At 59.9% G+C, this 12680-nt stretch carries 9 protein-coding genes; 1 reads left to right on the top strand and 8 read right to left on the bottom strand.

Translation table 11 applies throughout. The features are described 5' to 3' along the window. Positions 1-72: 72 nt before the first annotated feature. The 3 genes from NE357_RS09550 to NE357_RS09540 form a co-directional block, all read right to left on the bottom strand. Positions 73-867, bottom strand: a complete 795-nt coding sequence (locus NE357_RS09550; protein WP_169429629.1) for an exodeoxyribonuclease III — start codon at positions 865-867, stop codon at positions 73-75. Positions 868-981: 114 nt separating this feature from the next. Further along, on the bottom strand, positions 982-2424 hold the full coding sequence (locus NE357_RS09545) for a mechanosensitive ion channel family protein (RefSeq protein WP_169429628.1): 1443 nt from the start codon (positions 2422-2424) through the stop codon (positions 982-984). 151 nt (positions 2425-2575) lie between these two features. Then, positions 2576-3442: a pirin family protein gene (locus tag NE357_RS09540; RefSeq protein WP_169432612.1), complete on the bottom strand. Its 867-nt coding sequence runs from the start codon at positions 3440-3442 to the stop codon at positions 2576-2578. A gap of 221 nt (positions 3443-3663) precedes the next feature. Here NE357_RS09540 and dkgB point away from each other — a divergent pair, with 221 nt between their 5' ends. Then, a complete protein-coding gene (gene dkgB / locus NE357_RS09535) occupies positions 3664-4467 on the top strand; it encodes a 2,5-didehydrogluconate reductase DkgB (protein WP_169429627.1) in 804 nt (267 codons plus the stop codon). A gap of 4 nt (positions 4468-4471) precedes the next feature. Here the strand turns inward: dkgB and NE357_RS09530 are convergent, their stop codons facing one another. From NE357_RS09530 to mgtA, 5 genes are all read right to left on the bottom strand, one after another. Continuing rightward, entirely contained in the window at positions 4472-7693 is a 3222-nt protein-coding gene (locus NE357_RS09530) for an ATP-binding protein (protein ID WP_169429626.1), read from the bottom strand. 11 nt (positions 7694-7704) lie between these two features. After that, positions 7705-8331: a response regulator transcription factor gene (locus NE357_RS09525; protein WP_169429625.1), complete on the bottom strand. Its 627-nt coding sequence runs from the start codon at positions 8329-8331 to the stop codon at positions 7705-7707. 143 nt (positions 8332-8474) lie between these two features. Then, positions 8475-8906 carry a chemotaxis protein CheY gene (locus tag NE357_RS09520; RefSeq protein ID WP_169429624.1) on the bottom strand — a complete coding sequence of 144 codons (432 nt, stop codon included), beginning with the start codon at positions 8904-8906 and terminating at the stop codon, positions 8475-8477. A 144-nt stretch (positions 8907-9050) separates the two neighbouring features. Further along, on the bottom strand, positions 9051-9767 hold the full coding sequence (locus tag NE357_RS09515; protein WP_085711975.1) for an MgtC/SapB family protein: 717 nt from the start codon (positions 9765-9767) through the stop codon (positions 9051-9053). 54 nt (positions 9768-9821) lie between these two features. Continuing rightward, the gene (gene mgtA / locus NE357_RS09510; RefSeq protein WP_169429623.1) at positions 9822-12521 is read right to left on the bottom strand and encodes a magnesium-translocating P-type ATPase; all 2700 of its coding nucleotides are present in this window, start codon (positions 12519-12521) and stop codon (positions 9822-9824) included. Positions 12522-12680: the final 159 nt, after the last annotated feature.

Raw genomic sequence — 12680 nt, 5'->3', positions numbered from 1 at the left:
TCGCTGCGCCGATGGTCGCCATGTATACGGGATCCGGGCATCGAATCGACAATTGAATTAACCAATCACCGGCTAGCGTCTTTTACGCGAATCGATACGAATCCATGTCGGCGCGTGGTCGCTGGCATGCGGTTCGTTACGTACCCAGGCATCCACACCGGCCTCGTGCAGATAAGGGCTCAACGCCGGATTGAGCAGCAAATGGTCGATCCGCAGCCCGGAATTCTTCTGCCAGTGCTGACGGAAATAATCCCAGAACGTGTACAGCCGATCTTCGGGATACAGGTGCCGCAACGAATCCGTCCAGCCCTGATCCAGCAGGCGCTGATAGCACTCGCGGCTCTCCGGTTGCAACAACGCATCCTTGAGCCACGAACGGGTGTTGTAGATATCCAGATCGGTAGGCACCACGTTGTAATCGCCGGCCAGCACCACCGGGTGATCGCTGCTTTGCAGATCCCGGGCATATTTGATCAGACGCTCGAACCAGGCCAGTTTGTAGTCGAACTTCGGCCCCGGTTGCGGATTGCCGTTGGGCAGGTACAGACACCCCACCAACACCCCGTGCACCGCCGCTTCGAGGTACCGGCTGTGTTTATCGTCAGGATCACCCGGCAGACCGCGACGACTCTCCAGCGGTTGCGCATCGCGGGCAAGAATCGCCACGCCGTTCCATGAGGCCTGGCCATGCCAGATGGCGCCATAACCAGCGGCCTCCAGATCCGTGGCTGGAAACGCGCCGTCCACCATTTTGAGCTCCTGCAAACAGACGATGTCCGGCTGCTCGCGCCTGAGCCACTCCAGAAGATTCGGCAGACGGGCACGCAGGCCGTTGACGTTGAACGTGGCAATCCGCATTTTTTTCATCGTCCGTGTTCCTGCCATTGACCGATAAAAACTGTGACATCAGGCCCCCGCGACGCGCAGGTGCGCCAGAACCTCGAACAGAAACTCGCCGGATACGAACGCCGCTGAACCGTCTCAGGCGCGATGGCGCAGCCACTGCAGGAAGCCTCTTTTCGGTGCGGCTACCGGCGTTTCCTGAGTCAGCGCCTGCGCCTTGAGCAGGCGGAAATCGAGCAGCGCCTTCATCGCATCGTTGATGTCGTGACGGGCATCCAGGCAAGGCTTGAGATACGACTTCTCGATGCGATACAGGGCGCAGAACGTCTTGGCGGAAAAGTCGGCCGGCAACGAAGTATCGGAAAGAATCCCTGCCTCGCCGATCACTTCCCCCGGCCCCATGCGCCCTGATTCGAACGGAACGCCATGCCGGTTCAAAGTCACCGAGACCACACCGGACTCGATGATGAACAGATGGTCACTGACCTCGCCGCCCTCCAGTATGATCTCGCCGGCACGGAAAGTTTGCAGGGTCATGTTCTGGCTGAAGGTCTCTTTTTCTTCCTGACGCAGGGTCGAGAAGATCGGCGAGCTGTCGAGCAGCGCCCGTGGCCGCGAGAGATGGGCCGGGGCGGCAGGTTCATCACTCGACAACAGATTGACCCCGGACGCCTGCAAGTGTCGGTAAGCCAGATCGAACAACTGATTGCGCACCGCACGCTTCTCGCTCATCGAAGCCACGAAGCCGCTGATTTCGTACTCCGCGCCGGCACTGCTCGAGCTCTTCAACGCTACGCTTGGCGCCGGGTTGTCCAGCAACGGGCGACAGCCCTGCATCGCCCGCTCCAGTGCATCGATCACCGAATTCGGCCGAGCATGGGGGCTGACCTGCACGCTGACCGCAACACCGAACATGTTGCTCGGACGGCTGAAGTTGATGATCTTGGCCTTGGCCGCCAACGAGTTGGGAATCACCGCCATGCTTCCCTGGGAGGTTTGCAGGCGTGTGGCGCGCCAGTCGATGTCGGTCACCCGCCCTTCCGTGCCGTCGATGGAGATCCAGTCATCGAGTTGGTAGGGCTTGGTGGTGTTCAGGACGATGCCGGAAAACACGTCACTCAATGTGCTCTGCAACGCCAGACCGACGATGATCGCCAAGGCCCCGGACGTGGCCAGCACGCCTTTGACCGGCAGATCCAGCACATAGGCCAGCGCGGCAATGATGGCGATCAGGAAAATCACCGCGCCGAGCAGATCCTGCAACAGCCGTCCGGTGTGGCCGACCCGCTGCATCATCACCGCCCCGATCAACACCGTCAGGGTCCGTGCACCAAACAGCCACCAGCCGATCTGCAACCCGGTCGCCGCCAGATGCAACGGCACGTTGTCGGCCCACGGCGCCGGCTCCATCGGATTGAGGCCTTCGTTGAACAGCAGCACGCTGAACAGGCTGAAAATCAGCACCCGCACCAGCAGTTTCCACGCGCTGCCGTGGGAACTGATCAGGCGCCACAGACCAAGGTCGAGCAGGATCAGGATCAACGCGCAAAACAACGGATGATCGGTGAGCAGAGACAGCATCAAACAACTCCGACAGGGGCCAGTCGCGAGAAGATCGCACAGATTGGGCTTAGTGTAGGAGCAATTGATTTGGCGCGATGAGTGCTATTTGGCAGGTACTGAAAAAACCGTGGGAGCAGAGCGTCTCCCACGGCAACAAGTGAAACCCGGATCAGGCCGGCATGCGACCGAAACGACCCGACTGAAAGTCGACAAAGGCCTGGTGAATTTCCTGCTCGGTGTTCATCACGAACGGACCATGACCGACAATCGGTTCATCGATCGGCTCGCCACTGAGCAGCAACACCACAGCATCCTCGCTGGCTGCCAGAGTCAATTGGTCGCCATCACGCTCGAACAACGCCAACTGTCCTGCTCCCGCCGACTCCTGATCATTGATCCGGACCGAGCCACGCAGGACCACCAGCGCGGTGTTCCGGCCCTCGTGCAGATCAAGCGTCAGCAACTTGCCGGCATTGAGGCGCAGGTCCCAGACGTCGATGGGTGTGAAGGTCCGGGAAGGCCCCTTGTGACCGTCGAACTCACCCGCGATCAGGCGCAGGTTGCCGGCACCGTCCCGGAGCGCAACGTTCGGGATGTCGCTATCAAGAATCGTCTGGTAACCCGGTTCAGCCATCTTGTCTTTGGCCGGCAGGTTGACCCAAAGCTGCACCATTTCCAGGTTGCCACCCGTTCTGGCGAAATCTGAGGAATGAAACTCCTCGTGCAGGATCCCTGAAGCAGCGGTCATCCACTGCACGTCGCCCGGGCCGATCTTGCCGCCGCTGCCCGTGGAGTCGCGGTGCTCCACTTCACCGTCGTAGACGATGGTCACGGTCTCAAACCCGCGGTGCGGATGCTGACCGACCCCACGTCGTTCGGTGGTCGGGGTGAACTGCGCAGGCCCTGCGTGATCGAGCAGCAGGAACGGGCTGATGTGCTGGCCCAGGTTGTCGTAGGAAAACAGGGTACGCACCGGAAACCCATCGCCGACCCAATGGCCGCGAGGGCTGGTGTAGATACCGATGAGGTTTTTCATGGTGGTCTCCGAAATCAGGTTGTTCATGGACTGATCATAAATTCGCCATGTATTTAGCACTAGTCAGCCAAAACCGTTCTCATCGTTCTACGGGTAGAACAATGGCCTGTCACTGTGATTCGTGACTTTCAGTCAACAGTACTTTGCCCCGACAGCGGTTTTTCTCAAGGAAGCAGCAGCGGATACTCCCGCCCATTCCCACTGCAACCCTGGAGTCCTGTATGTCTGTTCCCGCTTTCGGTCTTGGTACGTTTCGCCTGCAAGGTCAGGTGGTCATCGATTCGGTGAGCACCGCCCTTGAGCTCGGCTACCGGGTCATCGACACCGCGCAAATCTATGAGAACGAAGCCGAGGTCGGCCAGGCCATTGCCGCCAGCGGTATTGCCCGCGACAAACTCTTCATCACCAGCAAGATCTGGATCGCCAACTTCACCAAAGACCGTCTGATCGAGAGCCTCAAGGAGAGCCTGCAAAAGCTGCAGACCGACTATCTCGACCTGACGCTGATCCACTGGCCGTCGCCGGAAGATCAGGTGCCGGTGGAGGAGTTCATGGGCGCCCTGCTGCAAGCCAAGCGTCTGGGCCTGACCCGGCAGATCGGTGTGTCCAACTTCACCATCGACTTGATGAAACAAGCCATCGCAGCGGTTGGCGCAGACAACATCGCCACCAACCAGATCGAGCTGCACCCGTACCTTCAGAACCGCAAAGTCGTGGAGTTCGCACAGAGTCAGGGCATTCAGATCACCTCGTACATGACCCTGGCCTATGGCGAAGTGCTGAAGGATCCGCTGATCGTACAGATCGCCGAGCGTCTGCAAGCCACCCCGGCGCAGGTCACCCTGGCGTGGGCGATGCAATCGGGTTACGCGGTGATTCCGTCATCGACCAAACGCGCCAACCTGCAAGGCAATCTCGGCGCCACCGCGTTGACCCTGAGCGAGGCCGACATGACGCTGATCGCCACCCTGGATCGCGGTCATCGCCTGACCAGCCCCAAAGGCATCGCGCCGCAGTGGGACTGACCGCTCAGGCCTGAAGTTGCTGCGCGAGGTCGTGCATGGCCACGCGCAGCGATTCGATTGCAACTTCCAGTGCAGCCTCGGGCTCACCGTCCCGACAGGCCTGTTCCAGTACCCGGCACGCCGAGACCACACGCTCGGCACCGATCATGTGCGCGCCACCCGTGACGTGATGAGCCAGATCCTTCAGACCCGCACGATCGCCTTCCCGACCGGCCTCATCCAGGCGTTCCAGGTCGGTGCGCAAACTGCTCAATACTTCCTCACGCAATTGCCCGATGAGCGGATTGTCTGCACCCGCCAGCCGCAACAGCGAAGTCAGATCGAAACCGGGCGATAGCTGATCCTCCGCTCCTGCGGCCTGTATTTCGCCGGAATCTGCGGCCATCAGCGCCCGGCTCAGTTCCCGCAGCAAAACAGGTTTGAACAGACAATCATCCATTCCGCAAGCCAGACATCGCTGTTTCTCTTCCATCTGCGCATTGGCGGTAAACCCCAGAATCAGACAAGGCGCCCTGCCCGTCGCCGCCTCTTCTTCGCGAATTGTTCGCGCCAGTTCATAACCGTTGAGTCCGGGCATGTTGATGTCGGTGATCAGTGCATCGAACGTTTGGCCGCGCCACAGATCCAGCCCCTGCTCACCACTCCCGATGTCGACAAAGCGATGCCCGAGTTCGCTCAACTGCCGACACAACAGCAAACGATTAACCGGGTGATCGTCCACCACCAGCACGTCCAGCGGCTTTACTGCCGTGACCGACGGCGTCGTGGCGTCCTTCTGAACCAGCGACTCGAGCACGGTCAGCTCCAGGCGCAGCATGACTTGTGTGCCACGTCCGAGTTCGCTGGTCATCCACAGATCGCCGCCCATCATCCGGCACAGGCTGCGGCTGATGACCAGCCCCAGGCCGGAGCCGCTGCGGGCCGTCGCCGGATGGCTGCCAACTTGCACAAACGGGCTGAACAAGCGTTGCTGATCTTCGGCGCTGATGCCCCGGCCGCTGTCTTCGATGACCACTCCCACGTCCACCCGCCCGTCCTGTTCGGTAAAAACCTGGCAGCGCAGACTGACCTTGCCTTGATCGGTAAACTTGATCGCGTTACTCAGCAGGTTCCACAACATCTGCTTGAAACGCAGGGCATCGAGCATCACCTCGACATTGCTGCGTTCATCCAGGTTTACGTGCCATGACAACTGCTTCTCCCGTGCCAGCCCTTCGAAAACCTGGCACACCGACAACACCACGTCACGCAGATTGACGCGTTCGGGAGTCAGCGACAGATGACCGGATTCGATACGTGCGATGTCGAGAATATCGCCGATCAATGCCAGCAGTTGCTGCCCCGCAGAGGAAGCCACCTGAATCGCCGGACGATCGATCACACCTTCATCGGCATGTTTAAGCGCCAGTTCCAGCATGCCCAGCAAGGCATTCATCGGTGTACGGATTTCGTGACTCATGACTGCCAGAAATGTGCTCTTGGCCCGATTGGCGTCGTCCGCCGCGTCCTTGGCTTCCTGCAGTTGAAGCAGCCATTGCTGGCGCTGGCGAATCTGCCGGCGCTGAAAAGCGATCCAGCCCAACGCCAACAGCAATAATCCCGAAGCACCGGCGAATCCAAGCAGGATTTCCCGTCGATGGCGCTGCCAGTAACTGTCATCGGCAACGGCATCACGCCCCCAGCGCTCGACCAGAGCGTCGATTTCCTTCGGCGCAATGCTCAACAGCGCCTTGTTCAGAATCGAGTGCAGTGCCACCGCATCCGGCGCGGTGGCCAGCGCGATCCGGGCAGGCTGATCCCCCACCGTGCCGACAATCCGGGCTCGACCCCGGTACTGACGGGAAATCAGATAGCGAGCCACCATCAATGAGCTCAGCGTGGCGTCGGCTCGCCCGCTGACAATCGCTTCCATTCCGGCAGCCGGACTTTGTACTTCGACCATTCCGAGCTGCGGTACTCTTTCCCGCAGATAATCGCGCAACGGGTGACCGCGATAGATCGCCAGACGCTTGCCGGCCATGTCGTCCAGCGTTCTCACGTCTTGCGCCGACACGCCGCCGACCAATACGAACGGATTGTTCAGGTAAGCCCGGGAGAAACGCATTTCGAGTTCACGCTCGCTGCTCGGTGTCACCACAGGCAGCAGATCGAGTTTCCCGCTCTTCAATTGTTCGATCTGTCGATCCAGTGACTGCCCCCGTACGATCTCGAACTTCAAACCGCTGCGCAGACTGATCAGACTCAACAACTGCGCCGTAAGCCCCTGAAATTTTCCTTCGCCATCAAAGAACGTCAGTGGGGCGAAATCCTCGATCGCACCGACCCGCACGCTCGGATGCCGGTCGAGCCACGCCTGTTCACTGCTGCTGAGACTTACCCGCGCTTGTCCCGTCATGTCCGCACGCCCGGCACTCCAGCGCAGCTCCATGGCCAGGCGCTGCTCCATGGGAATCGCCAACAAGGCCTTGTCGACCAGACGTTTCAAGTGTGGACTGCTGCGAGTCAGGGCAAAAGCGAAAGGGTTGGCGTCGAGGCCCGAAGGGCCGGCCAGTTGCAGGTCGTTGTGGAAGTTGATGTTGATCAGATAGCTGGCGCTGATGAAATCGCCGAGGTACAGGTCATCCCGCCCGAATGCCACGGCGCCGAGGGCATCGAGAATCGAGCGATAACGCTGCAAGGTGGCTTGCGGGTAAACCTTTTCGATGGTCGAAGCCGGCAGGTAGTCTTCCACCATGGCAATGCGCTTGCCTGCCAGATCATCGGGCAACGGCTCGTCCAGCCGGGTCACCCACATCGGCTGATCTTCGGCGTAGGCACGGGACAGCATCAGGTCGGGATCGGCAATCTCATAGTTGTTCGAGGTCCCCAGCAAGTCCAGTTCCCCGGACTTGAGCGCGGCCATGGCGGCTTCGCGATCGGGGTAGCACCAGACCTCGATCCGGACATTCAGCACCTGTGCGATCGCGTCGGCGTATTCGGCCGTGAGGCCTTCCAGTTCGTGTCTGTTGCGGGTCAGTTCAAAGGGAGGATAGTCCGGCCCGGAGGCGCCGATGCGCAAAACCGGGTGTGCCCGGAGCCACTGCCGATCCTGCTCGTCGAGACGTAACTGCACACCCTCCAGCCGGGTGCGGGAGATGATTTCCAGTTTTTGCGCAGTCCCGGCTGCCTGCACTGCGTTTGCCAAAATGAAGATCAACAGAAGAATGAATCGCAGCGGCCTCATCATGGGGCAGCCTCTCACAGCAGATGGTTGCGTCTGGCAAACTCTCGCAACAACACCAGTGAGCCGATCCCGAGCTTCAGCATCAGGCGAGTCTTGTAAGTACTGATGGTTTTGTAGCTCAGGTTCATCTCCAGGGCGATGTCCTTGTTGGGCTTGCCAAGCGCCAATTGCACGAGAATGTGTAATTCGCGATTGGATAATCGTTCGATCTGCTCTCGCTCGTCACTGTGCACACCGCAATGACCTGCGCTGACCTGAGGCAATTCCTGAAAATAGCTGTAACCCGAACGGACAGCCTTGATCGCACTCTGCAACTGTTGCAACTCGGCAGACTTGGCCACAAAAGCCATCGCACCTGCACGTCGGCAACGCGCCAGGTAGCTGTCGGGGTCGGCCGATGAAAAAATCACGATTTTGCAGACCAGCCCGAGCGCATTGATCCTCTCCAGCACTTCAAGACCGCCCATGCCCTTGAGCTTCAAATCGAGCACGATCAGTTTCGGCGCGTGTGCACGGATCATCGGCACCACTTCAACGCCACTCGAAGCGACATGAATCGATTTATAGCCCAGTGATTCCAGAACCATTCTGACGGCGCCGACGACCACCGGATGGTCGTCGACGATCAATGCTGAATCCATGACCACTCCCGGGCGAATACATGACGATGACGCCACCGATCTTGCATGAACGGGACTACTGGTAGCTGCGCTACGACTGTTACACGGAACGCATGGCGAAACACCTGTCAGACCTGACAGTTGCGCCATCGAGCGATTTGTGATCAAGCGTGCAATTGCGCGAGGGATTTTGCCGGGCACCTGCACGATGAATGCTCACGTGAAGCATCGACGGATGCCATCAATTGTGAGATGGCACTCATTGAGGGCAGCGCGGCGTTGCAGGTGGTGATCTTTGGCCGAAAATATCCGGGAACATCCGACGCGTTCACCGCTTCGCCATAGACCAGTGCATGCCGGACCTGCGCCAGATCGAACAGGAATCCGTGCAGATCCGGCATTCCACCTGCCAGTTGAGAGTCAGTCACCAATACATCGAACGGCTCGCAGCCGTAATCGATCAGCGACAGCAGTTCGGAGAAGTTCTGCACCGGTGCAATGCGGTAGTAATCGAGGGCATTGAACATCCGCTCGATCTTCATCCGGTGAAAATGCCGGGTGTCGGCGATCAAAATACGCAAGGTTTTGTCGGCCATCGTGGAAGTCTCGTCAGTCGCTTCAAGTGGCGGCAAGACTACCCAAGCATCGAGGCATGCTCTGTAGGACTATTCCGAAAATGACCGTCACTCATCCGGCTGACGGTCACCCTTGCCATTGCCCGACGACGGGCGTTCGCTTGGTTATTCCGTGGTACTCGGACTCCAGAACGCCTGCACCACCAGGTTCGAAGTTGAAATCCGCTTCACCAGCGCGTCCAGTTCATCGCCGTCCACCGAGGTGGTCGCCAGAGTCGCTTCGATCTCGATTTCATCGGCACCGAAGGCATGTACATCGACATCGCTGGCCGGGTAGTTGCTGCGCTCGAGCTCGGCCTCAAGCAAGGCGAACACGGCCGTCTGCTGCGAGCGCCGGGCTATCACGTAGACGATGTTGGTGACTTCCGCCGAGACTACATCCAGCGGCTGACGGTTGATGTTGTTGACGATCGGCCGCAGCAAGGTATTCGCGGCGAGCACGAACAAGGTGCCGAGCACGGCTTCGGCCAGCAGGTCGGCGCCGGCACAGGCGCCTACCGCTGCCGATGTCCAGAGTGTGGCGGCGGTGTTGAGGCCGCGTACGTTGCCTTCTTCGCGCATGATCACACCGGCGCCAAGGAAACCGATGCCGGACACCACGTAGGCGACCACCCGGACCGCACCTTCCGCCCCGCCGAGCCGGTTGGCCATGTCGACGAAAATCGCCGCGCCGACTGCCACCAGCACGTTGGTGCGCAAACCCGCCGTGCGTTGCCGGTACTGGCGCTCGAAACCGATCAGGCCACCGAGGATGAAGGCTGCGCTGAGGCTGACCAGGGTGTCGAGCAGCGAATCGAGGTTGATGTTGTTGATGGCTTGCATGTTGAACTCCTTGAAACCGCCCCCCTTGCTCCCACAAGGGGGGAATCTTTCCTGTTACTGCCAGCCGAAGCGACGGATGTAGAAGCCTTTCACGGCTTGGGTCAGTGCCATGTACGCCAGCAGGATCACCGGCAGGAACACGAAGTACATCGACGGCAGCGCCTGCAGTTTGAAGTAGTGCGCCAGCGGCCCCATCGGCAGGAAGATGCCCACGGCCATGATGATTGCGGTCATCACCAGCAACGGCATGGCCGCGCGGCTTTGCAGGAACGGAATCTTCGGCGTGCGGATCATGTGCACGATCAGCGTCTGGGTCAGCAGCCCGACCACGAACCAGCCGGACTGGAACAGGGTCTGGTGATCCGGGGTGTTGGCATCGAACACGTACCACATCAAGGCGAACGTTGTGATGTCGAAGATCGAACTGATCGGGCCGAAGAACAGCATGAAGCGCCCGACATCCCCTGGCTGCCAGCGCTGCGGCTGTTTCAGCATCTCGTCATCGACGTTGTCGAACGGGATCGCGATCTGCGAAATGTCATACAGCAGGTTCTGCACCAGCAGGTGCATCGGCAGCATCGGCAGAAACGGAATGAACGCACTGGCCACCAGTACCGAGAACACGTTGCCGAAGTTCGAGCTGGCGGTCATCTTGATGTACTTGAGCATGTTGGCGAAGGTCCGACGCCCTTCCAGTACGCCCTCCTCCAGCACCATCAGGCTCTTTTCCAGCAGGATGATGTCGGCCGCTTCCTTGGCGATGTCCACCGCGCTGTCCACGGAAATACCGATGTCCGCAGTGCGCAAGGCCGGTGCGTCGTTGATGCCGTCGCCCATGAACCCGACCACGTGGCCGTTGCCCTTGAGGATGCGCACGATGCGTTCCTTGTGGGTCGGTGTCAGCTTGGCGAACACGTTGGTGGTTTCCACCGCCACTGCCAGTTGCGCGTCGCTCATGCGCTCGATGTCGTTGCCCATCAACAGGCCTTGCTGGGCAAGACCCACTTCGCGGCAGATCTTGGCGGTCACCAGTTCGTTGTCGCCGGTCAGCACTTTCACGGCCACGCCGTGTTCGGCCAGGGCCTTGAGCGCCGGTGCGGTGCTTTCCTTCGGAGGATCGAGGAATGCCACGTAACCGATCAGCGTCAATTCCTGCTCGTCGCCCAGGCTGTAAGTGTCGCGACCTTCAGGCATCGACCGTGCCGCCACCGCTACCACGCGCAAGCCTTCAGCGTTGAATGCTGCTGTTACCTGACGAATTCTCGCCAGCAATTCATCGCTCAAGGCTTCGTCGACTTCACCGTGACGAACCCGGGTGCACACCGACAACACTTCTTCCACCGCGCCTTTGCAGATCAACTGATGCGGTTGGCCGTGTCCTTCCACCACGACCGACATGCGCCGGCGATTGAAGTCGAACGGGATCTCGTCGACCTTGCGATATGCCGTGCCGACCTTCAGCTCACGGTGGATCTCCACGTGTTCCAGCACCGCCACATCGAGCAGGTTTTTCAGGCCGGTCTGGTAGTAGCTGTTCAGATAGGCCATTTCCAGCACGTCGTCGGAGTCTTCGCCCCAGACGTCGACATTGCGCGCCAGGAAAATCTTGTCCTGGGTCAACGTGCCGGTCTTGTCGGTGCACAGGACGTCCATGGCGCCGAAGTTCTGGATCGCGTCCAGGCGTTTGACGATGACTTTCTTGCGCGACAGGAACACCGCACCTTTGGCCAGGGTCGAGGTGACGATCATCGGCAGCATTTCCGGGGTCAGGCCCACGGCAATCGACAGCGCGAACAGCAGCGCTTCGGTCCAGTCACCCTTGGTGAAACCGTTGATGAACAACACCAGCGGCGCCATGACGAACATGAAGCGGATCAACAGCCAGCTGACTTTGTTCACGCCTTGCTGGAACGAAGTCACCGCGCGATCAGTCGCCCCGACCCGCAGGGCCAGCGCACCGAAGTAGGTGTTGTTGCCGGTGGTGAGAATCACCGCCACCGCCGTGCCGGACACCACGTTGGTGCCCATGAACAGGATGTTGTGGAGTTCCAGCGGGTTGCGCGTATCGCGATCCGCCTGACGGGGGAATTTCTCTACCGGCATCGATTCACCGGTCATCGCCGCCTGGCTGACGAACAGATCCTTGGCGCTCAGCACCCGGCAATCGGCAGGAATCATGTCACCGGCCGAGAGCACGATCAGATCACCCGGCACCAGTTGCTTGATCGGCAGTTCGATACGCGGTTCGTCCCGGCGCATCACCGTGGCGGTGTTGCTCACCATGGCCTTGAGCGCATCGGCGGCCTGGTTGGATTTGCTTTCCTGCCAGAAGCGCAGCAGAGTCGAGAGCACCACCATGGAGAAGATCACGGTGGCGGCTTTCAGGTCATCGGTCAGCCACGAGATCACCGCCAACAAAGTCAGCAGCAGGTTGAACGGATTTTTGTAGCAATGCCACAGGTGGGTCCACCACGGCAGCGGTTGCTCGTGCTCGACTTCGTTGAGGCCGTGCTGCGCCCGCAGCGCATCGACTTCAAAATCCGTGAGGCCGTCGGTGTGCGTGCCGAGGTTCGACAGCAGCACGCCGCTGTCGCAATGGGCGGCGTCCACCAGCGTATTGGCCAGGGTGGGTGGCACTTCACGGCTGACCGTGGTGTCTTTGAGGGTTTCCAGCAACGCCAGGCGACGGAAGTGCCGGGCGATGTGGCGTGTACGCAGGAAGCCTGCGAAAAATTCCTTGAGCGTAAGTTTCATGGCTGTTGCCCCTATGGTCAGCCGGGAAACCGTCGAGCAGGTACGTCCAGCCCTCTTGCACCGAAAAACCGGCACGGCAAGGGTTGGCGCGCCAGTCAAAAAAGACAGGCGTGTCGATAGGGCTGCGATTGCGACGAAAAAGTCGAAACCACGCTCTTT

It is taken from the genome of Pseudomonas sp. G7(2022) (assembly GCF_052660475.1).
This window is presented reverse-complemented; position numbering and strand designations above follow the sequence as displayed.

Bases quoted from the DNA above. Each gene is read 5' to 3' on its own strand.
- NE357_RS09525 (WP_169429625.1), bottom strand. From the start codon at position 8,331: ATGGATTCAGCATTGATCGTCGACGACCATCCGGTGGTCGTCGGCGCC.
- NE357_RS09545 (WP_169429628.1), bottom strand. From the start codon at position 2,424: ATGCTGTCTCTGCTCACCGATCATCCGTTGTTTTGCGCGTTGATCCTG.
- NE357_RS09540 (WP_169432612.1), bottom strand. From the start codon at position 3,442: ATGAAAAACCTCATCGGTATCTACACCAGCCCTCGCGGCCATTGGGTC.
- NE357_RS09515 (WP_085711975.1), bottom strand. From the start codon at position 9,767: ATGCAAGCCATCAACAACATCAACCTCGATTCGCTGCTCGACACCCTG.
- NE357_RS09520 (WP_169429624.1), bottom strand. From the start codon at position 8,906: ATGGCCGACAAAACCTTGCGTATTTTGATCGCCGACACCCGGCATTTT.
- dkgB (WP_169429627.1), top strand. From the start codon at position 3,664: ATGTCTGTTCCCGCTTTCGGTCTTGGTACGTTTCGCCTGCAAGGTCAG.
- NE357_RS09550 (WP_169429629.1), bottom strand. From the start codon at position 867: ATGAAAAAAATGCGGATTGCCACGTTCAACGTCAACGGCCTGCGTGCC.
- mgtA (WP_169429623.1), bottom strand. From the start codon at position 12,521: ATGAAACTTACGCTCAAGGAATTTTTCGCAGGCTTCCTGCGTACACGC.
- NE357_RS09530 (WP_169429626.1), bottom strand. From the start codon at position 7,693: ATGATGAGGCCGCTGCGATTCATTCTTCTGTTGATCTTCATTTTGGCA.